At 70.7% G+C, this 22,893-nt stretch carries 19 protein-coding genes; all 19 read right to left on the bottom strand.

Annotated features, from left to right (window positions below; translation table 11 throughout):
* Positions 1-13: 13 nt before the first annotated feature.
* The 19 genes from BFN33_RS00245 to BFN33_RS00155 all read right to left on the bottom strand — a co-directional run bounded on the left by BFN33_RS00245 (position 14) and on the right by BFN33_RS00155 (position 22,879).
* The gene (locus BFN33_RS00245; RefSeq protein WP_069757796.1) at positions 14-3,463 is read right to left on the bottom strand and encodes a LysM peptidoglycan-binding domain-containing protein; all 3,450 of its coding nucleotides are present in this window, start codon (positions 3,461-3,463) and stop codon (positions 14-16) included.
* Positions 3,463-3,915, bottom strand: a complete 453-nt coding sequence (locus tag BFN33_RS00240) for a TadE/TadG family type IV pilus assembly protein (protein ID WP_079140432.1) — start codon at positions 3,913-3,915, stop codon at positions 3,463-3,465. Before BFN33_RS00240 ends, BFN33_RS00245 begins: the two co-directional genes overlap by 1 nt.
* A complete protein-coding gene (locus BFN33_RS00235; protein WP_176742262.1) occupies positions 3,915-4,376 on the bottom strand; it encodes a TadE/TadG family type IV pilus assembly protein in 462 nt (153 codons plus the stop codon). Before BFN33_RS00235 ends, BFN33_RS00240 begins: the two co-directional genes overlap by 1 nt.
* Positions 4,373-4,798, bottom strand: a complete 426-nt coding sequence (locus BFN33_RS00230) for a TadE family protein (protein ID WP_176742261.1) — start codon at positions 4,796-4,798, stop codon at positions 4,373-4,375. The genes BFN33_RS00235 and BFN33_RS00230 overlap by 4 nt, the downstream gene beginning before the upstream one ends.
* Entirely contained in the window at positions 4,798-5,112 is a 315-nt protein-coding gene (locus BFN33_RS00225) for a hypothetical protein (RefSeq protein ID WP_069757795.1), read from the bottom strand. Before BFN33_RS00225 ends, BFN33_RS00230 begins: the two co-directional genes overlap by 1 nt.
* 39 nt (positions 5,113-5,151) lie before the next feature.
* Positions 5,152-6,036: a type II secretion system F family protein gene (locus BFN33_RS00220; protein ID WP_069757794.1), complete on the bottom strand. Its 885-nt coding sequence runs from the start codon at positions 6,034-6,036 to the stop codon at positions 5,152-5,154.
* Positions 6,033-6,983: a type II secretion system F family protein gene (locus BFN33_RS00215; protein ID WP_079140430.1), complete on the bottom strand. Its 951-nt coding sequence runs from the start codon at positions 6,981-6,983 to the stop codon at positions 6,033-6,035. The genes BFN33_RS00220 and BFN33_RS00215 overlap by 4 nt, the downstream gene beginning before the upstream one ends.
* On the bottom strand, positions 6,980-8,347 hold the full coding sequence (locus BFN33_RS00210; RefSeq protein ID WP_069757793.1) for a CpaF family protein: 1,368 nt from the start codon (positions 8,345-8,347) through the stop codon (positions 6,980-6,982). Before BFN33_RS00210 ends, BFN33_RS00215 begins: the two co-directional genes overlap by 4 nt.
* Before the next feature lie 109 nt (positions 8,348-8,456).
* Entirely contained in the window at positions 8,457-9,284 is an 828-nt protein-coding gene (locus BFN33_RS00205) for a hypothetical protein (protein WP_069757792.1), read from the bottom strand.
* Complete coding sequence (locus tag BFN33_RS00200) at positions 9,284-9,928, bottom strand: SAF domain-containing protein (protein ID WP_069758858.1); 645 nt, start codon at positions 9,926-9,928, stop codon at positions 9,284-9,286. Before BFN33_RS00200 ends, BFN33_RS00205 begins: the two co-directional genes overlap by 1 nt.
* Positions 9,929-9,999: 71 nt before the next feature.
* Complete coding sequence (locus BFN33_RS53825; protein WP_256122554.1) at positions 10,000-10,875, bottom strand: ATP/GTP-binding protein; 876 nt, start codon at positions 10,873-10,875, stop codon at positions 10,000-10,002.
* A 47-nt stretch (positions 10,876-10,922) separates the two neighbouring features.
* A complete protein-coding gene (locus tag BFN33_RS52525; RefSeq protein ID WP_141757895.1) occupies positions 10,923-11,534 on the bottom strand; it encodes a hypothetical protein in 612 nt (203 codons plus the stop codon).
* Between the two features lie 313 nt (positions 11,535-11,847).
* On the bottom strand, positions 11,848-14,478 hold the full coding sequence (locus BFN33_RS00185) for an ATP/GTP-binding protein (RefSeq protein WP_069757790.1): 2,631 nt from the start codon (positions 14,476-14,478) through the stop codon (positions 11,848-11,850).
* Positions 14,454-15,077, bottom strand: a complete 624-nt coding sequence (locus tag BFN33_RS53820) for a hypothetical protein (RefSeq protein ID WP_256122553.1) — start codon at positions 15,075-15,077, stop codon at positions 14,454-14,456. Before BFN33_RS53820 ends, BFN33_RS00185 begins: the two co-directional genes overlap by 25 nt.
* Before the next feature lie 272 nt (positions 15,078-15,349).
* Positions 15,350-16,510: a C40 family peptidase gene (locus tag BFN33_RS00175; protein ID WP_256122552.1), complete on the bottom strand. Its 1,161-nt coding sequence runs from the start codon at positions 16,508-16,510 to the stop codon at positions 15,350-15,352.
* Positions 16,507-19,287: a hypothetical protein gene (locus BFN33_RS00170; protein WP_069757789.1), complete on the bottom strand. Its 2,781-nt coding sequence runs from the start codon at positions 19,285-19,287 to the stop codon at positions 16,507-16,509. Before BFN33_RS00170 ends, BFN33_RS00175 begins: the two co-directional genes overlap by 4 nt.
* Complete coding sequence (locus BFN33_RS00165; RefSeq protein WP_069757788.1) at positions 19,288-19,665, bottom strand: hypothetical protein; 378 nt, start codon at positions 19,663-19,665, stop codon at positions 19,288-19,290.
* Positions 19,662-22,340, bottom strand: a complete 2,679-nt coding sequence (locus tag BFN33_RS00160) for an ATP-binding protein (RefSeq protein WP_069757787.1) — start codon at positions 22,338-22,340, stop codon at positions 19,662-19,664. Before BFN33_RS00160 ends, BFN33_RS00165 begins: the two co-directional genes overlap by 4 nt.
* Positions 22,337-22,879 (bottom strand): hypothetical protein, encoded by a 543-nt coding sequence (locus tag BFN33_RS00155; RefSeq protein ID WP_069757786.1) that lies wholly within the window; start codon positions 22,877-22,879, stop codon positions 22,337-22,339. Before BFN33_RS00155 ends, BFN33_RS00160 begins: the two co-directional genes overlap by 4 nt.
* Positions 22,880-22,893 lie beyond the last annotated feature (14 nt).

The raw sequence follows: 22,893 nt of genomic DNA, 5'->3' as shown, positions 1-22,893 counted from the left end.
CGAGCATCTGCGCTCACATCGGTGAGAGGGCCTTGGGTGTCGCCGGGCCCGGGGCGTTGAGGAGTTCGTTGATGAGTTGCTCGGTTTCTGTCTCGAGCGAACAGTCGAGCGTGCGGTTGACTTGTTGGATGCGGGTGATGGCGGTGTGCAGTCCCTGACGGTTGCCTGCCGCGGCCTCAATTCTGCACCAGTCGCGATACAGCAGTTCCGCGGTGTCGTCGGCGTTGAGGCCGGTCGCGACGGCACGGCGGGCCGTGCTGAGGTCGTGGTGCGGGCCTGGGGGTGTGCGGTGGGTGGCCACGGTGTGCGCGACGTCGATGATCCGCGTGATCATTTCCTGCTGGTACGGCTCGGCCCAGGGCAGGGGCTTGCCGCCGAAGGGACGGCCCCGCACCAGGGTGAGTGCCCTCTCCAGATCGGTCAGGCCGGCCGGTCCCAGCGGCAGGGCGCGCTCGGCGAGTTGGAGGAAGCGGGTCCAGTCGCAGCGCACGGCGGGGGAGAGGCGGTAGGGACTCTCGCCGGTCTTGCGGCGCGGCACGTAGGGGTCGCCGGTCGGGTCGTTCCCCAGGGAGCGGCGCAGGCCCTGCATCCGGGCGTTGAGGGTGCTGAGGGACCAGGGGCTGACGGGATCCATGTCGCAACACAAGGCGTCGGAGCTTCGCCCGGGGCGGAAGAACAACAGGGCGGCGAGTTGCGCCATTCTGGGGCCGTGGCCGGTGCTGTTCACGCCGGTCACCTCTACCGGGCCCAGGACCCGGATCTCCGGCGCGTGCAGGTCGTGTGCCTCGCGCTCCTCGTTGCTTTCCTCCGCGGAGTCTTCGCGGTCGTCAGCCTCCGCGGCCGTTTCTCCCGTGGTGTGAGCGGTCGCCACGGGCTCGGGGGCCGGGGGTGCTGTTGCGGTGTCTTGGCCTGGCTGGGCGTCGGCCTGAGCCGATGTCGTGGGCAGGAGACGAAGTCCAGCGGGATCGGAGGTGGCGGCGAGCAGAGCAGGGAACACTTCGCTGCCCACGTCCGCTACCACTGCCGACGCAGGGCTCGGGGGAGCGGGCGTGGGCGCGATGGGTTCCTCCGATACGGGAGGCTCCGGCTGCTGCACCGTGTCGGGCTCGTCCGGGACGTCCTGCCAGGGACCTTCGGCCGGGTGGGACGGCTGCCCGGACACCTTCAGGGCGGTGGTGATCTGCATGTAGGCGGCGTGCTCCAGGCGCTGGACCGTGATGTCGAGGCCGGTGTAGTCGAGGTTCTGCGGTTCGCTGAGTGAGGCGTTGAGGATTTCCGCCTCCGGGAAGTGTGCGGCCGCCGAACTGGCCGGAGCGATTAGGGTGACGGGCACCGTGCCGGACTTGTCGATGACATCGGCGAACTGCCAGGCGGTGTCCGCGTCCAGAGAGGACGCGCACAGCAGTAGATACGGCTGATGTTGGGTCTCGGGCATCTGGTGCGCTTCCAGCAGCCGCTCGGACAGATCGCGCAGTGCGTGGGCGGCTTGGCGCATGTGGGCGATCCGCGCGGTGGGCAGCAGCTGCGGCAGGTCCTCGCCGAACCCGATCGTCACGACCTCGACGTCACTGGCCCACGGGCTCATCCCGAGCTCCAGGGCGAGAGAGGTGCACACCTCGGAGATGTGGACCGGGTTGCCGTCCAGCAGCAGCGCAGGCAACTGCGCGAGATTGAGCAGCACAAGCTCATGGGCCTCGGTGGTGCCGACCGTGACCAGCCCTGGATACGGTGCCGGCATCTCGCGGGCGGCCTCCTCGTCCAGGAGGACGGCATCAGGGGGCAGGATCCACCAACCGGCCTGTCCTAAGACGAAGGGCGCCTGTGCCTCCTGGGAGAGGTCCTCTGGCAGTACCTCCACCGTGCGGGTGCCGATCCGTGCGGCCCGCAGCGCCGGCCTGAGCGCAGGGTCCTTCTCCTTGGCCGCCCGGTGGGCCAGGGTCCGCAGCGCCACGTCCAGGCGGGCAGCGCCGGCCGGCTCGGCGGCCGCGGCCAATTGGGCCTCTGCGGTGGATGTCTCCGCGGCGATAGCGATCTTCTCGCCGGGCTTGCGGCGGCGGCGCTGCAGTGTCCTGCGCAGGGCGAGAGCCCCGGTGATGGCGGCGGCCAAGAGCGCGCCGGCGCCGAGAACGGTGCGCAGGTTCAGCGGGCCGCTGGACGGGGCCGGCACCGGGGACTCGGACGCCGTGGCGGGGGGTGAGGAGGTGGCGGAGCTGGACGACTCAGATGGCGAGGTGGCAGGGGGCGAGGCGCTGGTGCTGGGCCCGGGCGTCGGGGAGGCCGATGCGGGCGGGGAGGCCTGATCCTGCTGCCCGTCCTCGGCGGGGCGGCTCGCCTGAGTGTTGGGGGCCGACGCTTGTGGTGCGGGAGCAGCGGTGTGGCTGGGCGCGGGCGCCTGGCCGTCTCCTGTGCTCCCGCCCGGCGTTTGCTCACCGTCGGGCTTCTGCGTGGCCTCGGGAGTGGTCTCTCGGCTCTGCGACTCATCACCGTGGTCGTGGTGTTGGGGCGGCTGGCCGGGCTGGGCGCCGGGCACCGTGACCTGCTGTCCCGCGTAGATGACGTCCGGGTCGGAGATGTCGGGCAGCCCGTTCGGCTGCGGCTTGTCCCGGCTGGCCTCGAACAGGCGAGGCCACTGGTCACCGTCGCCCAGCTCGTCCTCCGCGATCTTCGACAAGTAGTCGCCGGAGTGGACCGTGACGACGTGCTCGCCCTTTTCGCCGGCAGCCGGGACGCCGTCCTGCAGCTGCGTACGGACGCCTCCCGCAGTATCGGGCATCTCCAGCTGCCAGCCGGGCTGCAGAAAGCTGTTCGCGCGAAAGACGTGGCCATCGACCATGGTCCGGCCCTCGTTCAGGTCGGCGATCTCCCGCCACCGTTCGCCGTCTCCCAACTCCTTCTCGGCGATGCCCCACAGGCTTTCCGCGGGCCGCATCTCGCGCACCGTGTACAACGACGGGCTGCTCGAGGTGCTCGCCGCGGACGCGGGGGCGTGATCGGCTTCGGCGGCCGTTGCGGCCTGCGTTGCCTGGCCGGGGGTGAGGGCTGCGGTCGTGGCTGGTGCTGCCTGCGCGTCGGAGGCCAGAGCCGAACTCGTCGGCAGCAGGACCAGAATGCTGCCGATCAGAAGAGCGGCGGCCCGCTGCGAGGAACCCAGAGGGCGCGGGGCGCGCCAGGTGCGACCACGCAGCTGTGCGATCAGTTCGCGGACAGTGCAGAACGCGAACTGTGCCCACCCGATCCAGCCCACCGCGATGAGCAGCAGCAGGAACACCGCCCCGGTGTCCTGCCGGTCCAGCAAGTGCGTGAGGTCGTCGTGGGTGGCGCCCCAGATGGTCGGGGTGGCCCAGGCCAGCAGCAGCGGCAGCCCGGCGACCGCGGCGGCCAGGACGATCAAGCTGAGCACGGCCTTGAGGACCCGAGCCAGGGTGCGGCCGGCCGTCGCGGCGGGGGAGAGGGCGGTGCGCATCAGTTTCCTTCAGGAGCGGTGACACCGTGCAGGAGGGTGGCTGTGCCGTGGCCGGTCACCGACAGCGAGCCGATCCCGACCGCCGACAGGAACTTCGTGTCGTAGGAGCCGGTGACGTTGACGGTGAGGGTCTTGCCGTCGCTGGACACGCTGACCGTGCCGGTGGCGCCGGCGGAGCCCAAGTAGGCCTGGGCGGCGGCCACTGCGTCCTGCGGATCCACGACGATTGCGGTTCCGCTGATGGCCTCGGCGGGATCGATGGCCTGCCCGCCTGCCCGGGCGGCTTCACCGGCGAGGTAGTCGGCGCGTTCCGTGGCACGCATCTTGCTCCCGCCGTCGACGGCGACGCCGATGATCCCGATCAGCGCGATGACGCACACCGCGACGAACACCGTGATGCCTCCCGCGTCGTCCAGCCGTCTCAGCCGCGGGCCTGAAGGATGGAAGATCATCAGTCACCCCGCTGCCGGTACTGGTCCACGACCGAGGTGGCGGTCGACGTGAGCGTCTTCGCTCCGGGAACCCCGGGGAGCAGCAGATCGGAGAGATTGACTGTGCAGGTCACGGTCGCGGTGACCGTCCCTACCTGCCCCACCGGTACGTTCAGGCCGCCCGTGTTGATGTTGACGCTGGTGTTGGCGCACTTGATGCCCTGGTCGGTCAGGGACTCGGCGGCTGCCGCCTGTGCGGCGCCTTGCGCGGCTCCCGCTGTGCGGTGAATGGAGGCCTCTCGTGCCGCGTCCTCAGCGGCTGCGTCGATCTTCGCTCCGGAGGTGACGATGCGGCCCCCGGCAATCGCCATACAGAGGAACATGATCAGCGCGGGGAGGATGATGGCAGCCTCGATCGCGGCGCTGCCCTCATCGCTGCGGAGCCTGCCGGCCCATCGGTCCGTGAATCGCACGTGGTTCACCCTCCCGGGACGGTCCAGCGCTCAACGGGGCCGGATGCCGACTGGTTGACCTGCAAGCCCGACAGGCCGGGAATCATCGACAGGGCTGTGCCGGAGACCTGAACCCGCACCCGCTGCCCGTCGCTGCCGACAAAGACGCTGTAGCCGCGCAGGCTGTCGCCAGCGGTCCGGCCAAGGACCTCGCGGGCCCGGGTCGCACCGTCGGCCGGGTTCGACTCGTAGGAGCGGGCCGCGGTGAGGCCCTCGCGGGCAGCGGTCAGGGCGATCTGCCGTGCGTAGTACCACATGGAGGCCTGGATGACGGCCACGGTGGCAAGCAGCACGAACGGAAAGATGATCGCCATATGGATGGAGGTGTCACCCCGGTCGTCGCGCCATCTTCGCCCCTGCCACCAGCCCTTCAGCTGCTCCGGAGCTCGCATCACAGGCCGTTGAGCTGGCCGTTGTACTTGGCGATCACGACGGCGATGGTCCCGGCGATCAGGACGGCACCGGTGACGGCGGCCACCCAGATGATGACGGTGGTGGTGCTGATGTCGCCGCGGTCCGGTCGGCGAGCGGCCTCCTCAAGGCCTTCCTGCACTCGGGTCGTCAGCCGGAGGACCGCACGATTAACGCGGGCTTGGGCGCCCTGGCGGCCACGGCCCCGCCCGCGGGACGCGGTGCGGGAGCCGGTGTGCGGGGGCGTGGTCGCCTGGAGCACCGCGCGGCGGGTGCGGGCTGCGGTGTGCTTCATGTTCCTTACCTCTCTGGGGCGTTGAATGAGGTGCTGGTCTCAGACGGTCAGCATGCGGATCACCGCGGGGAAAGCCATCAGCAGCATGACCAAGACGGCCAACAAGGCTCCAGGCGCGGTCATCTTCTCGCTGGCCGCGTTCGCCTCGGCGGCCTGATCGGCCAGCAGTTCGGCGTTGAGGGCTGCGCTGCGGGCCCGCAGCGCCTTGTAGACGGCGGCGCCGTCGGTCGCGCTGCCGCGCATGATGTCGGCGACGTCGTCCAGGACGGGCAGGTGGTACTCATGGGCGAGCTGCGTCAGCGCCTCATAGGGCGGGATCTTCTCCAGCCGGGCCCGTCGCAGCGCGCCCTGTAGATACAAAAACGGCCAGCCCTCGCCGGCTTCGGCGGCCTTCTCCAGGGCCTCGGCCGGGCCGGCGTCGGCGGCCCGCTTGAGTGCGACCAGGTCGAGGTAGGCGGACAGCGCGTGCGCGAACTCTTCCCGTGCACGCTTGGCCTGGTCCCGTACCGCGAGATCGGGGGTGATGAACAGCAGCCCCGCGATGAGGAGTCCCACGACGCCGGGCACGTAGAACGGCAGGGACACGCCCGCGATGATCCACGGAATCGTCGCGATCACCGGGCAGAGCAGGCCGAGACCAGCGAGCGCGGTCTTCTTCAGCATGAACTGGCCCGGGCCCTGCCCGAGCAGGGCCCGGTTGGTGGTGGGGATGCGGACGCCGGGCAGACGCTCGAGCCGGGCCAGCAGCCACCGGCCCCACTTCTCCTCGCGGTCCAGTTCCGCCTCGGGCATGGTCAACGTCGCTGGGGCGCTGCGCGCGAGAGCCGGCCCCAAGGCGGGCTGGGCACGCAGGAGTTCCCGTACCAGCAGCGCTAGACCGGCACCGACCGTGCCACCGGTCACCACGACGGGAAGCAGGTTCATGAGGTGACTCCTTGCGGCTCACGGCCGGCGACCGGCACATCCGTCTCCGCCGCAGGCTGGGGCAGACGGACGGTGCTGGACGGGTCGGTGATCAGGAAGCGCGGGATGCGGCGGAAGGACCCCAGCTGCCGCATCAAGGCGAGCACCCCGATGAACCCGGCCGTCAGGAACGCCAGCACCAACTGTCCGAGCAGCGTGGAGTAGGGCTTGGTGTAGGAAGGCACGAAGAACCCGGCCACCACGATGCCCACGGTGATGACGGTCATCCACCGCACGGTGGTGCGGGGCTTGGCCCGGTCCGCCTCGATGGCGCGCTTCTTGGCGACTTCCTCGCGGACCGTGCCCGCCAAATCCTCCAGCGCCTGGGCCAGGCCCGGGCCGCGGTCGTTGACGGACAGGATGAGCGCGGCGACCACCTTGTCCGAGGTGACGTCGTCGAGCTCGTCGGCGAACGCGCGGAGTGCTCCGTCCGGGCGCCAGCCCAGACGCAGCCGGTCGGACAGGTTGACGATCTGCGGGGCGAGCTCCTCCGGCGCCCCCTGCCGACTGGTGATCATTGCCTGTTCCAGGCCCATGCCCAGCCGGAGCAGGCCCGCCAGCCGCTGGGTCCACTCACTGAGCGCCTCCAGCTGGCCGATGCGTTCCTGCGCCATCTGCGCTGGGGTGATCAGCCACGGCACCCCGATGATGGCCGCGCCGAGCAGTGCTCCGCCCACGAAGTTCCCCGAGACCAGCCACACGGCCACGAAGACCGCGGCCGCCAAGACCGCCAGAGTCCGGCGCCGCAGCCGGACGTCCGCGCTCTGCGCCTTTCCTGCGCGCAGGACCTTCCAGCGCTGCCGCAGAGGAGCCCGGCGCGGGGCGGTAGTGCCCACGACACCGGCCACCATGCCGATCAGCCCGCCGATGACGGCCATGCCGCACAGCAGCCCCCACAAAAGGATCACCGGCGCACCTCCACCTTCAAAGGCAGCGGCGCCTGCCAGGCCCCGTAGGGATGCTGCAGCAGGGCGGAGTCGAAGCCGACGCGCCGCAGGTCGTCGATGCAGCCGGGATCCATGCGCGGCACGGCCCGCAGGTCCCCGAATTCGGTGCCGGGGGAGAAGATGGTGTTCGTGGCCGGGCGGCCGTTCTCGCCGATCCCGGTGAGCTCCAGGACGTGGGAGACGAAGCGGTGGCGGCGGCCGCCGATCTGCGTCTCGTCGGTCATGTCGACGTAGACGATGAAGTCCAGGCCGTTGGCGGTCTGCCGGTAGGCGAGCTGCTCGGACAGGTTCTGCTGGGCGAGCGCGTACAGCTCTGCGATCCGGTCGAAGATGATGTCGGGGCGGCGGGCGTGGATCGTGCACAGGTTGCCGCCGGACCCGTTCGTCAACGCCTGCATCATCGCGACGACTTCGGGCCCGCGGACCTCGCCGACCACGATCCGCTCCAGCGACATCCGCAGCGCGGGATGCATCAGATCCAGCAGCGTGACCTCGCCGGCGCCACGCCCGGTGACGTCCTTCTCGCCGTTGGACTCGCGGCCGACCAGGGAGACGACCTGGCGGTGGTAGCCGTTGGCGTGGGCGAACAGCTCATCCTCGGTCTGGATGGTGGCGAACCGGCACTCGGGGTCGAACTCCTTGAGCATCGCCCGCATCAGGGTCGTTTTGCCCGCCTTCTGCTTCCCCGCGATCATGATGTTCTTCTCCGCGCGCACGCACGCGCCGAGGAAGTCCCGCAGAACCTGGTCGATCGTGCCCAGCCGTACGAGCTCGTCGAGATCGGCGTGGGAGACCCGGTGCCGGCGGATGACCGCATACGTCATCGGACCCAGCCCGGTGATGGCCTGCAGACGGGAGCCGTCCTGCAAAGACAGCGCGAGGGTGGGGTTCGCGGTGGAGATGGTGCGCTCGTTGTACCCGGAGCCCCGGGCCAACTCCCGGAGCAGTTCCAGCAGTTCCTCTTCCGACTCGGCGATCGGCCCCACCTTGCGGCGTTCGCCGTCGCCGTAGTCGAGCCACACCTCGTGCGGGCCCTGGATGATGATGTCCTCGACCCGGTCATCGTCCAGATACGGCTGCAGCCTCCCGGCACGGAAGAGCAGGTCGTACACGGCGCGCCGCAGCGCCTCGTCCTCCTGCGGCGTCATGGCCTGGGCATCCGACCACAGCGCCACAGCCTCGGCGATCCAGTTCAGGCAGCGCTGCTCCTCGCTGGCCAGGTCCATATCGGGCTTGGTCTTCAGCAGTTCCTCGCGCTGCTTGGCGACCTGGGAGGCGATGTCCCGGGCCACCTTGTAGTCGACGGTGACCCGAGGAACTGCCATGCCGAGCGCATGCGTACTCGAGGCAGCACCGGCAGATGAGGGTGTGCCATTGCTGTGCGGCACCCGCGTGGGGGGCGGTGGTGCCACGCTCGGGTCGGGGTGCAGCGGCCTACCGTGCACGGGTCACCTCCCCGCCCGCGGCGCGCAGACCGCGGGGGTCGAGGCGGGCCCGGCGCATGGCGGCCCGCTGCATCAGGGGAGTGCTGGCCATGCGGGCGGCCTTCATGAGCGGCGACCTGGTGAAGTGGCGCGGCTGCTCGACGCCGTCGGACAGCACGCGGGCGTCCTTCGGCGCGTACGGCAGCGTGGCCACCACCGGCACCTGCAGAACCCGCTGCACCTCGCCCGCCGGATACGGGCCCTCGTCAATCATCACGACGCCGACGTCGCCGACGCGCTCTTCGAGCGTGCGCACCCGCCCCTCGGCCGCTTGCAGACAGCGCAGCGTGTTGCGGACCACGACGAACACAGCGTCGGCCTGCTCCGCCAGGACGCCGGACGGCCCGTACGCCCCGCGACGGCCGAGATCGATCAGGACGTCGTGCTGGGTCTGGGCGTCGATGCCGCGGAACATCTGCGCCAGGACCTTCCAGACCGAGCCCAGGCTCGCGGCCTGCGCAGGGTCGGTGATGCCGGGCAGCAGCAGCCGGTCGCGCGGGGAATCCTTCCTTCCGTCCTCACTGCTGAGGTCGATCAGCTGGCGCCAGAAGGCGTCACTGAACTCGTTCTTGCGGGCGGCCACGGAAAGGTTGCGCAGCCCGTACCGGTCACCGAGTGAACCCTGCAGCAGACCATGCAGCACGGCCCCACCGTCCGGGTCGCACTCGGCGAGGATCATCCGTCGGCCCGGGGCAACGGGCCAGGACAGCAGCAGGGCCAGAGCGCTCGTGGTCACGCCGGGCGCGCCGCTGCACCCGGCGAGCGCGATCACCGCCATCAGGTGCCGTCCGGAGCAGCGAGGACCAGGCGCAGCGTGCCGGCCGACACCCACGCGGCGGCGGTCGGGCCGTCCTCCGCGGTGGTGGCGACGTCGACGACCACGGTCCCGGTGCCGGGAGCGGCACTGGAGGCCTTCACCACCCGCCCGTCGATGGCCTCCGGCGGGGTGCTGGCGGTTTTGCCGCTGTCTGCCTGCCCCTGTGCCGGGACGTGGACCAGCTGCACTTTCTGACCCGGCACGAGCGCCGTTGCCGGTACCTGCTCGGGCTTGAGCCCGATCGGCACCAGTTGCTCGCCGACCTTCACCAGCGAGTCCTTGGTCACCTGGGAGGGAGCGAGCAGAGAGCCGGGCTTGAGTTCGACCGTGGCCCGCTTGCCCACGACCGAGTCCATGTCAGCGCCGTGCACCGCCTTGACGGACGGATCCAGGGCAAGAGAGGCCTTGCCCAGGTCGTCTTCGGTCACCACCTGGCCGACCTGGACGTCGCGGACGACGGTCACCACCTCGGTGCGGTTGCCGACCTGGAGCATCAGGACGGCAACGCCGGCCCCTCCGGCGGCGATCAGCGCCAGGGACAGGGCGATAACACCTGGTCGGCGACGGCGGGCCGATACCCGCGGGGGTGCCACCGGACCGGCCATCTGACCCTGCGCGGTCACGTGCGGAGCCGTGCGCTCTTCCGTCTTACTCAACGCTTCATCCTTCCGGCGCCTTACCTGACGACCTGGACTTCACCGATCGCTACTTGCATCTGCGACTGCTGGATCTGGGTGAGCTGGCCGGTCTGCCCGCCTCCGCCAGCAGTGACCTCCCAGTCGATCGCCCACGTTGAGGTCGCTGTCACCGGGTACTTGTCGCCCTGGGCGCCAGCCGACGTCTTGGTGTAGACATGGCCGCAGGTCGGGGACTCCGCCATGCCGGCGAATGCCTGGTAGACCGTGCCCGGGCCCCGGCAGGTCACCGTGACACCGTCGCCCATCTGCCAGACGATCTGAGAGACCCTCGCCGTGGCCGTGACGGTCACTCCGCCAGCAGACGCCGACGCGGACTGCGGACCGTACGTTGTCGCGCTCTGGTTGACCCACATCCACAGCGGCACGCCCACGGTGTATCGCCCGGCGGCCCGTGGGCTGGCGATGTCCGGACCGAGCAGTCTCAGCTTCCTGACGGCCTGTTGCGCCAGTACCTCCGGGTCAACACCCGCGCCGCCGTTGGGCGGCTGGGCGAACCACTGGGAGTTCTTGTTCGGGTTGTCGGGGCAGTAGGCGTCATATACCGCGCCATCCGCGGGGTCGTGGCCCTCCCATCGGGGATCGCCCGCAGGTGGCTGGGGATCGGCCTGCTGGAAGTAGCAGTTGCTGCCGTTGACCCAGTAGCCGAAGCCCTTCAGGTAGCAGGGGACGTCCGTGTCGGCGTCCATGTTGCTGTCGTAGCACTTGGGCTTGCCGGTGCTGCCGTCTGAAGCCTGCTGGCCGTCACCTTCCTTGCCCGGCGTGGTGGTGGTGTCCTCCGCCACGACTCGGCAGAAACCCTTCTCGTCACAAACGACCTTGCCGCCATCGGCATACGCGGTGACTTCTCCTGACACCAGGGCGACTAATGCGGCTAACACGGAGCAGACAAGGGCGCGGCGACTTAGCACTTCTTCTCCTTGTCCGCCTTCTCCTCAGTGACCAGCCACCGGGACCCTTGCTCTTGCAGTTGGACGGTGATGGTGTACCGCTTTACCTGCTTGGGCGGAGCGACGTTCTTGCCAGTCTTCTTGTCAATTGGCTCCCAGGTGTTCATGTCGAAACACACCTGCAGGGACGCACGTTGAGGCTTGCTGGCGGTCTCGAGTGTCACGTCGTCCTCGTCCGCTGTCACCTCGGGCTCCCCGTGGACGACGATGCCGTTCTGCATGTTGACGAAGACCGCGTTCTTCACATCTCGCAGAGCCTTGCCAGTGGCGTACTTGGAGATGTTGCTCCCGGCGAGGGACGACTTCGCGTAAGCCTTGACCTGCTCATCGGTCATGCCTTGGTAGGCGGCGATGACGGCTTTGCGGGCCTGCGCCTCGTCAGCGGAAACGGTCTTGGTGGGAGCCGTACTGCTGGGCGCGGGCGATTGGTCGCTCTCGTCCTTATTGCCGGAGGAACAGCCAGCAGCTGTGGCCATCGCCGCAAGGGCCACGAGTGCCGTCGACACCGTGCGACGATTCCGGATGCGAACAATCGTGGTCACTGAGCTGTTGTGGTCGTCTGTCACGTGGTCTCCCCGTACTGCGGTGTGCGGCAGACCGCTGCCCCAGGTGCCGTGTTCGGCACTCCGCAGCCACGGCCCAATCCAAGCTGCGGTGATGCGTTCGGGTAGTCGCAAGATTACGCCTATGCCAGTCAACTTCCCAGCGTGAAAGAGGCGTTCACCCGTACAACTCGGGACGTACACGGCCACAATAGAAAGCGGATTTCGAGTTATTCGATCCATCGCTTCTACCATCACTTCTGCTAACGACCCGGCTGCGGATTGCGCGTTGAAAGGGCAGCGGAGGGGCGTCCATCAGGAGTGATCGCCGGGTGGGTCAGGTATAACGCTCCTCGGGCTTGCTCAGCCGGACGTCGGCCGTGGCGGCTGGGGCCCGTTCGGTGACGAAGGCGCGGACGCGGTCCTGCTGTGCGGCGGCCCGGGCAAGGAGGTCGGTGAGCGGTTGTGCTTGTGCGGTGGCGCGGGCGGCCTGTTGCAGGGCGGCGACCTTGCGGGGGCGGGCGTAGTCGGCGAACACCTTGTCCAGGTGTGGGCCGGTGATGCGGATGGGGCCGATGCGGCGGCCGTTGACGGTGAGTGAGATGTAGTGCTCGTACCGGTCGAGGGTGGCGACCTCGCCGGGGGTGGGCTTGTCGCCCCATTCGGCGGTGATGGGGGCGATCGCGCTTGGGGATCCTGCCGTGGAGGCGAGGGTGGAGGCGTTCTGTGTCAGCGACATCCGTACCGGGGCTGGCAGGCGGCCCAGGAGCTGGGTCATGCCGTGCACGGTGGCCCGGTATTTGCGGAAGTCCTCGAACATCGACGCAATGGTCTCCGGGGCTGCGCCGGTCAGGGTGATCAGTTCGTCGAAGTACAGCTTGAACAGGCGCCGTTGGTCCTCGGGGGTGTCCCGACGTGAGCGGACTGCCCGCAGCAGGTCGCGGGCGAGCAGCGCGGTCAGGAGCCGGTCGGTGGGGCCGTTGCCGCCCGGGCACACCCATACGATCATTCCTTGGTCCATGGCTGCCCGGCTGTTGTAGACGCCGACCGGCTGGCCGAGGAAGGCGCGGGTGACCGGGTGGGCGGCGAGCCGGGCGAGCGGATTGAGGACCACGGCGAACGCGTCCGGGAGGAACGTCGGGAACACCTTCTGCCACCACTGCCGGGTCTCCTCGTCCAGCCGGTCCGCCACGGCGGCCAGTGCCACGGCCCGGAATCCGGTATCGGAGATCAGGGCCCGGATGTGGAAGAGGGTGGCCTGGTCTTCGCTGCGGCCCGATTGGCAGGCGGCCTGGTTGACGGCCACCAGCACGGCCAGGCACGAGGTGAGGATGGTCAGTGCGCGCGGTGCGGTTGCATCGTCCCAGCCCAGGACGGCGGCGAACGCGTCGGTGACGGCTTCCACCACCTCGTGCGGGGCCTGCCCGTGGTGCATGGCGATCGGGTTCCAGGAGCTCAGCATCGGAGACGGCCCCGCGGTGTTGAGGTCGATCAGCGCGATCCTTTCCATCAGGTGGTCGTGGGCGAGGAACGTGGCGGCGCGAGCCCAGGAGTCGCGGTGTGGATCGACGAACATGAGCCCGCCGCCGCTGTGGGCCCAGGCGATCGCCTGCGCGAGGGCGCGTTCGGTTTTCCCGCCGCCGGCCTTGCCCACCCCGCATTCGAAGAGTGTTTCGGCCGTGTGGGTGGCGACCAGACGCGTCCGGCCGTCGCTCTCCCGGTAGATGCCCTGGAGCAGCAGGCCGGGATTGCCGTGCTCGAACGTCGGCAGGTCACCGGCGAGCAGGGGAAGCCGGCAGTAGAGGGTGGGCGGTTTGAGCAGCCCGACCAGTTCATCGAGCCGGACCCAGTTCGCGCGGGGCGGCTGGCACTGCCCCAGCTGCCAGCGGCGCTCGAAGCCGCGCCGGGTGGGCCATTGATCGGCACCCACCCGCCACGGCCCCAGCCGCCAGCCGCGCATCGCCCACCGCGAGGTGCCCCCGAAGATGTCGAAGGCGGCCTGAAGCTGCGCCAGGCGGGCCTCGGCGCGCCCGCCGGTGTTGGATGCGCACATCACCAGCAACTGCACCCGGACGAGGTGGTCGTCGTCGGCGAGTTTGCCGAGCGCCTCGCCCGGATCCACCCGGCGCGGCACGGGGGGCATCACCAGCCGCCGCCCCCCGGATCCGCTCTTGCCGGCGACCAGCGCCTGCAGATTCCACAGCAGCGAATCCTCGATCCCGGCGGCGTCCTGGCGCACCCACCGGCCCACGCGCTGGGTATCCCGGCGCTCCCGGCGGCGCGCGGTGCTCATGAGCTGCAGACGGCGGGCGCGCAGGGCCCACTTGGGGGCGCGCTGGATGTCGAGGCGGACCTCGGCGAGGTCACCGAGCTCGGCGCGCAGGTCGGACACGGCGTCGACCAGAGGCTGGAGCGGGTCGGGATCCAGCGGCACCTCCCGCAAGGGTGCGGTGAGCTTGCCGCGCAGGATGAACTCCGCCCGCACCACGTGCTCGCGCGGCTTGTCCGCAATCGGACGGGCCCGCTCGACCGTGACGTTCGGCCCGAAGGGGGTGATGGACAGCAGCCGCTGCGCACCCGCGGGACCTTCGACTCGGTAGCGCAGCGCACTGGAGCCGTCCGCGCGGAGCCTGATCTGCACCGTCTTCGACCGGCGCGGCGCCCACCACGGCATGCTCGTCGAGGCACGCGCCAACTGCACCCCGCGGCGGAAGATCTCCTCCAGGCCGGGGTCGAAGTGCCGGCTGGGCGTGAGCTCCAGGGCCATCCGCTCGGCACTGGCGCGCCTGGCCAGGCGCCGCACCACCATCTCGCCCGCCCCCCAACACACGCAGACGGCCAGGACCAGGAAGTACCAGTGGCTATACAGCCAGTCGACGGCCCCGGCGAGCCAGGCGATCGCGCCAAGGACCTGACCGGAAGCGTTCTGGATAGCCGGGTGTGTCAGGTGCGGGACTGCGGAGTCCACGTGCCTGCTCCTTTCGTCGTGGTGCGGGTGAAGAACCAGTCGGTGATGCGCAGGTCGGTGAAGGTGCCGCCGCGGTCCGTGCCCGCCCACACCAGATGGACCACCGCCTTTTGCGGGCTGCCGTCGCGGCGGGCGATCGCGGCCTGGATGCGGAAGCGGCCGGTGGCGAAGGCCGGGGCCAGGGCCTGGCCCGAGCCGGCAAAGAGGTGCGGCCACCGCGCACGGCCGACACCGGTGGCGTCCGCGCGCAGCAGCGCGCGCCCGGTGGCGAGCAACTCCCGCTCGTCGGCGGCGGGAAGGTCGGCGGGCCACGCTGACTCCAGTGCCTCCTGGATGGCCCGGTCACCGGCGATGCCCTCGCCGTGCGGCGGCAGAGCAGGCGCGGGGGCCGACCGTGCCGGTGTGATGGATGGTGTGGAGGTCGTCGCGCCAGTGGTCGGCCGGCCGCCCGCAGGCGCAGAGGCTGCCGTGGTCCGAGCCGATGCGGCCGTAGGAGTAGCAGTGGTGGCGGTTGACGGCGCCCTGGCAGCCGGTGGCGCCTGCCCGTGCAGCATACCCAGCAGGACGAGACCCACCAGGGCGAGGGCGAAGGTGCTCACCACGAGCAGCCGCGGCGAACTCGGGGGTCGGCCTGCCGCCCTGCTCCTCTTCCGGCGACGCTCATCCGGCCCGCGCCTTGGGCGTTCCAGGTCCTCGAAGCGTCGCCGCTCCCTGGCCCGGCGCCGCCCGCTCTCTCGGGCAGCACAGGCATCTCGCCCATCCGGCCTGGTCGTTGGGACGCGCTGCCTGCGGTTGCCCGCAGGCACCGACACGGGCCCGGCCCCCTCACGTGAGTGCGGCAGGTCCACTGCACGGTGATACGCGGGCGTGGTCACAGCAGCCGTGCCCCTCCTGCGTAGCCGGACATGGCGCTGACGGCGTCGAGGCGCACGACGGTCCCCGGGCGCGGCGCGTTGATCATTTTTCCGCTGCCCATGTAGATGCCGACGTGGTAGATCGTTGCGTCGTGTCCGGGTGCGGTGGCGTAGAAGACGAGGTCGCCGGGCTTGAGCGCACCCGTGCCGAGCCAGGCGGGGATGCGCCGGCCGATGCCGGCCTGGGAGGCCGCCGTGCGGGGCAGGCTGATTCCGGCCTTCGCGTAGGCGTACACGGTCAGGCCCGAGCAGTCGAAGCCCTTGATGCTCGCGCCGCTCTTTCCGCTGGGGGTGCAGCAGATCCCGTAGGACGTGCCGCTGGCGTTGCCGCCGCCCCACGAGTAGGGGACACCGCGCTGGGAGAGTGCGGCGTCGATGACGGTGCGGACGGTTGCGGACACGTTCTTCAGGTCCGGGTCGGAGGCGGCTGCCGTGTACTGGTCGATCCAGCCCAGCACGTTGTCCGTGTACGCGGCCGACTGGTTGTACTGGAAGATCGCGGCCTTCAGCTGCGTGCGTTTCGTCAGATCGCGGCCGCCTCCGCACAGGTAGATCGCGGCGCCGAGCGCGGCGTCATCGGCGTTGTGGGGGTCGGCGACGTTGTCGCCGCCTGCGCCCTTGCCCACCGAGGACCAGGTGGAGGGCAGGAACTGGAACGGCCCCACCGCGCGCTCGCCCCGGGACGTGCCGTCCCACCTCCCGCCGTCCGTGTCCCTCACGGCGGTGGTGTTGCCGCCCTGGCCGGAGCCGTTGAGGAGGACCCCATAGATCTTCGGGGTGATGTCGCCGCCTGCGGCGATGGTGCGGCCGATGGCGTGGTTGGACTCGACCTTCGCGATCCCGGCGAGGACCGGCCAGCGCATGCCCCGGCACGCGGGCACGTAATGTGCGGCGCTCTGCACGGCCTTCTTGTAGGCGGCCAGCATCCGCGGCGGGATGTCCGCGGCGCTGCCGCCCTCGGCGATCCCGCCGTCCTCCTGCGCACCCGTCCTGAGCGCGACGTACGCGCTGATCGCGCTGCTGACCGGCGCGGCACAGCACACGGCGGCCAGCAGCAACAGCACCACCACGCACCCCCACCGGCCCAGCCGGCCCAGCCGGCGCCGGGACGCGCTCACTCCTGCTCACCACCCTCGTTGGCCCACCGCTGTCGCATCTGCCGCAAGGCCTCGGCCTGGCGCCGGCGTTCTGCATCCGCTGCGTCCCGCATGACCTCCCGCACCCGGTCAGGCCCCTCTCCACGGCCGGGGCCACTGGTTGCTCCGTCTGCGGAAGACAACGTTTTGGGCCCGCCCGATGCCGGGGGCGGCCGCAGGGGCGAACCGCCTTCGAATCGAGCTGGGGGCTCCGGCGCAGCCGGCGCGGTGCGGTCGGTGGAGGTGGAGGACTTGCTCGGCGGCGAAGCCGGGGCCGGGGCGGGACGGGCCGGGAGGCGACGGCTGGTGAAGGGGCCCATCCCGCCGCTGTCACCGTTGTCCCGGTTGGCGCGGGCCACCTGACGGCCCGTCTCGGCCCACGCCCGGCCGTCCTCGCGGACGGTGTTGCCCCATACCCGTACCTGCTGGCGGGCATCGAAGGCGTAGCGCGAGCCTGCGACCTTGGCCCGGCGGGCATGGGCTGGCAGGCCGAGGGTCGCTCCGTACGCCGTGCGCCCCCCGCGGTTGAGGATGCGGTAGCCGCGGAAGCGGACCAGACGGTTGTGAGCGCGGGTGGACAGCAGGGTCCGGTCGCTGTGCTGGTCGTGCAGGACCTGGCCGGAGTCCCGGTCGACGACCTGGCCGTCCTCGTCGCGGTAGCGGTCGGGAGGTCCGCCGGGCCGGCGCGGCCCCGTGCCGCCCGAGCCGGGCCCGCCGCCCACGGGACCGTCCGAGCCGGACCCGCCCGTGTCCGGGTCGCCGTCGGCGGTGGCCTTTTGCCACTTGGCCAGCTGCTCGGTGTCCGGCCGTCTGCCGATCAGCAGCCAGTGCGCGCCCTTGGCGCCGAGCCGCCCGCCCAGTCCGCCCAGGGCCGCGGCCGCGGTGAGCGGGGCGAGCCCCCGCCCGGCTTCAGCGGTGGCATCGGCGAGCATGCGACCGGTGTCCACCGGCATACCCGACCCGTCGACCAGGGAGGTGAGCGCCCCCATGAGCCGCTGGCGGGTGCCGAGCATCCCGAACCGGCCCCCGCCGCCGGTGAAGGCCCGCAGCCCGCCGCCGTAACCGCCCCACCCCATCGGCGAGTTCATGGCGAGGGCAGCGCCCAGCTCGGAGGTGTCGCCGGGCAGGTGGGTGCCGCCGACCTTGGCGTAGCGCATCCGCATCGCCATCCGCCGGCCGAAGGAGGCGATCCCGCTCAGCAGGCGGCGGTGCCCCGCCGCGCCGGCGATCGCCAGCACGTCGATCAGCAGGATCCGTTCCACCATCAGGTCGGGCCCGTTGGTGATGGTGGCGTCCACGGCGATCCCGAAGAACGGCACGAACGCGCAGATCCCGACCATCGACATGATCGCGATGCCCCAGATCGACAGCCACTTCCACACCGACTGGCGGGCGGGTCCAGGCAGCATCCCCGCGACGAAGGTGACGCCCCCGGCCGCCGCCGCCGCGGCGCACACGCCCTGGGTGCCGAGTAGCACGATCGCGCTGGACAGGAGCATGCCGCAGATGAACAGGGCGGCGATCAGCAGCAGGAAGGCGCCGCCGACCCGCCACCAGGTGGGTTCCTCGGCGTAGGCGGCGCACGCCTTGCCGACATCCCCGGCCTTCTTCATGTCCGCCAGGAACGCGGCGAACTCCTGGTCCTCCTCGGACACCACCGGGCTGGCGGCGTCCAGCAGTTCACCGCCCGGGGTCAGCTCGGGCAGCGTGCCGGTGAGATCCCGGCCGTTCTTGTCGTCCAGGCAGATCTCCTTGGCCGGACCTTTGATCAAGGCGCAGGAGCCTTCCCTGTCCTTCTGCGCCTGGTTCTGTTCCTCGCAGTACTTGCGCGCCGGTGGGGCGATCAGGGAACAATCGGCTTCCGCATCGTCGTCGTCGCCGGTGGAGGCCTTGTATCCGCCGGCGACCCATTTCAGATGGACGGCGTAGGCCTTGCGGTCGGACTTCTTGGCGGGGTCGAGGACGCGCCCGTATTCGAGCAGCATGAAAGGCTTGACGATCAGCGCGTTCGTGATCGAGTCCTGAAGGGGGCGGGCCACGTCCGCCGCGGAGACGGGCGCTTCCCCTTCCCGTTCCAGGCATTTGATCTCGGCGTTGCCGGCCATGCCCGCGCACGGGTCGGTGCTGGCGATTTTGCCGCCCCAGTCGTAGGAGTTGACGCTCTCCTGGGCGACCTCGGCGGCGACCTGCTGGGTCTGCCCCAGCGGCCCGTCCTGGGCGAGCAGGTAGTCGGGGCGGACAAAGGTGGAGGCGGCGAACGCCGCGATCAGCAGGGTCAGGAAGATCTCGCCGAGACCGCGGCCGACACGGCCGCGGACGATCATGAACCCGGCAAAGACGAACGCCCAGGCGAGCAGGAGCCCCTTGATGCCGAGGGTGTCGACGACCACGTTGTTGTAGGCGTCGGCGACCTTCTGCGCCGGGGCGGTGAGGATCTTCAGCAGCGGGAACCGGAGAGCGACCTCGATGGACCAGCCGGCCAGTCCGACCAGGAGCCGGATGAGGGTGAACAAGCCGGCCAGCATGAAGGCGAGGAACTGCGTCTTGAAGCTGACGATGGAGCCCCCGTCCGCGCCCAACTCGTAGCCGTTGATCGGCACACCCTCGGAGGAGGAGATGTTCAGCGGCGCCAGAAGATCACCGGTCTCACTGCTGCTGCTCGCCGCGTACACGACCTGGCTGTTGACCAGAACGAACACGACGGAGAGCAGGACGACGACGCCGGCCGAGCGGAGCGTGCCGGGCTCTGGGCGCCACATTCAGCGCCGCCCGTGTCCGGCAGCGCCCCGGCGCCGCCACACAACGAAGGCCGCCAGTCCCGACGCGGCCGGAATCAGCATCCATGCCGCGCCGGTGCCCTCATGGGGTGCCTTGCCGACGGACGACGTGGAGTGCTGGCCGCGCTCGCAGTAGTCCGTGGCCGGGCCCACGATCAGATCACACGGATTTCGGTGCGCTGACTCGGTGTGAGGCTGGTCGGCGGCGAAGGCTTGCCCGGTCTGCGGCCACCACGACTGGGGCACGCCGGCCCCCATGACCAGCGCGAACAAAACGGCCGGGAGGACGATCACGATCAGCGTGCTCGCCGCGCAGACGATGCGCCGGCTGCGGGATGAGCTGAAAGACGACGTGGTCATGCGAAGTACACCCTCTGTCGGCCCGTATCGGCCCCGTCGGCGGCGTGCTTGGTGCTCGCGCTTGAACGGCGGCCCGGCGTGGTGGCGATGGACGTGGAGATCCGCTCGATGCGGGGGATCACGGCCTTGATGCGGCCGGTGTTCTGCCGCGGGCAGGCCAGCAGGAACTCCCCTTCACGGCCGCGCTGCCCGACGGGGGACAGGCCGGTGGTCACCAGCCGCAGCAGCTCGCCGTCGTTCGTGTCGAGCCCGACGAACTCCAGGCCCCGGCGGGCGCGTTCGCGGTCGGCCGTGCGGGCGAGCGCCCGGTAGGCCATCAGCCCGCGATCGGGGCCGAGTTCCTCAGCGTCGTGACTGGCGGCGAGCAGGCCGGCGCCGTGCTTGCGGCCGTCGTGGAGGATTTCGTGGATCAGCGCGGTGCCCTCGGCTGAGGAGGTGAGCCAGTACAGCTCGTCCGCGACCACCGCGGTGAACCGCTCGGGGTCCTCGAACGCGGTCTGCCGAGCGAGCGCCGCGATCAGATAGAGCACGGCCCGCCCGATCAGGGCCTCCAGTGGCTGCTGGTGCAGGACCTCCGGGTTGGCGAAGGCCGCCTTGGGCGGCAGCTTCAGGCCCGCGGTCGTGATCACGATCATGTCGGAGGTGCTGGAGGCGTCCAGCCGCACCGGCGGCAGGGTGGGGTCGAACACCATCGCTGCCAGGGGATTGGTGGCGACGACACGGACGAGGCCTGCCAGGGTGGAGGCCGCGTCCTGCCGCTTGCCCGCCTCGGCCGTGGCCATCTCCTCCAGGACCTGCAGCACGCGGCTCATGGACGGGGCGTTGCTGTCGGCGGCCTTCTCGACGGCGTGGTGCAGGACCTCGCCGCCTGTGCTCATCGGGCCGATGCCGAGCTGCAGGGTCAGGTAGGACAGGGCGTAGTGGCGGCCCTCGGGCCCGGTGAATATGCGCAGCGGGTCGATGGACACCTCTGCCTGGGCGGCGTCGATGATCTGGACGCGGCCCTTCGCGGCGGTGCGGGCGAAGCTGGCCCACTCGCGTACGGGGGTGCGGTCGATGCAGATCGCGCAGCCGCCGCGCGCCCACACCGCCTCCGCGATCAGCTTCTGCAGGACGGACTTTCCAGCCCCCAGATCGCCGACGATGCCCAGGGAGGCGCTGGCGTCGTGCTTCGGCGCGTCCGCCACGTTGATCATGACGGGCCGGGTGGTGCCGCAGTCCAGGTCGATGCCGAGGAACATGCCGCCTGGGTCACCGACCTCACCGATACTGAAGGCGCCGCCCAACGCCCAGTCCTCGGAGACCTGGTGCTGCGTGAACTCGCGCACGACACCTGGCCGGGCGGTGCCCGGCAGGCCGAGCAGGAAGAGTGCCTCCTGCAGGCCGGCCGGGCGCACGGCCCGGTAGTCGGCGCCGCCGAGCAGGGAGGCCAGGGCCCGGGCCCTGGCGTCACAGATCGCGGCGGTCGGCCCCCACACCGTGAGGACGGTCACGGACTGCACCTCGACCTCGACCGACGTGCGCGACAGGCGGGCGTCCAGCTCGCCCAGGTCGCGGGCGGCGTCCGTGAGCGAGGAGGGCATGCCGGTCGGCCGGGCGTCGTACTGGTCGGCCTGGTCGACGAGTTCGTTGCGCTTGCGCCGGACCTGGTCCCGGGCCTTCTCCGCGGGTACGACCGTCAGGTCGACGGTGTAGTCGACGGGGAAAGCGAGCGTTTCCAGCTGCGCGAACAGGTCGGCGGCATCCTGACTGACCGCGGGCGGGCACTCGGCCAGCGCCAACTGCGCCTGGTAGCCGGTGCCGCCGTCGGACTCGATCTGCAGCCACCGCCTGCGCAGCGGCGACGCCGTCTTCACCCGCCACCACGCCTTGCGTCCGGATCGGGTGAGTTGGTCGGCGCTCTTGAGCTCGTCGACGTCGTCCAGGTCCAGGTCGATGCCGCCCTCCTGCAGTCGGACCTGCCCGAGATCGGCGTAGCTGGGAGAGTGCAGCATCCCTTCGCGCACCTGCCCGCCGTACAGCTCACTGCTCTCGGCCTCAGCCAGCAGTGGCTCCGCGAGGCCGCGGTGCAGGGCGTGCTGGAGCATCCACACGATCTCCGCCGGGCGGGCGGGCCGGAACGCGGCGCCACCGGCGAGCGCGGCCTCCACCCGGGATGCCTGCTCCTGGTAGGCGGTCACTTCCCGCCGCGCCACCGGCGCTGGCCGCATGCCCAGCGCCGGGGCGATCTCTGCCCACAGCGCGCCGAACTGAGTGGTCATCTGCAGGCCGGTGCCCTCGGACGACAGGGGGACGGCCAGCCACAGGGTGCGGCGGTGCATCTCCTGCCCGTCCAGCAGATCCAAGGTGGCCTCGACGTTCTCCACCCACGGGTGGGTCTGGCCCGGCGGGGTGTCGGAGGGCTCGATGCCCTCGATCATGCGCAGCGCGACTTCCCCCGGATCAAGGCGGGCGCACAGACCGAACAGCCTCGGCGCCCCCGTCAGGGACCGCACGAGATGCGTGGTCTTGGCGAGCTGCTCTTCCCGTACGGCAGCCGGCACATACGTGCCCTGCACCGTCTCCTCGTGGCGGCCCAGCTCGTCCGGACCCGGGTGCAGCCGGTAGACGGCCCACACACTGCCGTGCACCGACCACACCAGGTGCCCGGCGATGTGACGGATCGGCACCCTCACCGCACCCCCCCCTGTTCGGCGAGCGCGAGCAGCCGCTGCACACCCGACACCGGCCCCACCGGCTGGGCGGCCACGGTCGCCGGATGGCCGCCCGGATCCGACGGCTTCGGCCCCCGGTGCGGCGGACGGACGGCGGCGGGACGACGCGGCTGCGGAGCCGAAGTGCTCGGCCCGGCAGGGGCGTTGCCCTCGATGACGAAACCACCGGCGAAGGGGCGGGCGGCATGGTCGCGGGCCGCACGGCCACCGATCCGCCCCCCGCGCGGCTGCCAGCACAGCAACAGCCAGCCCAGGGCGGCCGGGAAGGGAGCACGCCCCTTGATCTTCGGACGTCGCACCGCCCATATGCCCAGCAGCCAGGCAGCGGGCGGGACGGGCCCCATCCACGACCACAACGGGATCGTCTTGACCAGAACGAAGCCGCCGGCGACGGCGAGGAGGATCTGCGCGGGCGTGAACGGCCCGAGCGGGATGCGCCAGTCGGCGACCTTGCCCAGCACCCACGGGTGGCGGCGGGCAGCGGTGTAGAAGCGGCTCATCCGCACGGAGGCTG

It is taken from the genome of Streptomyces sp. LUP47B, assembly GCF_001746295.1.
Taxonomy (GTDB): Bacteria; Actinomycetota; Actinomycetes; order Streptomycetales; family Streptomycetaceae; genus Streptomyces.
This window is presented reverse-complemented; position numbering and strand designations above follow the sequence as displayed.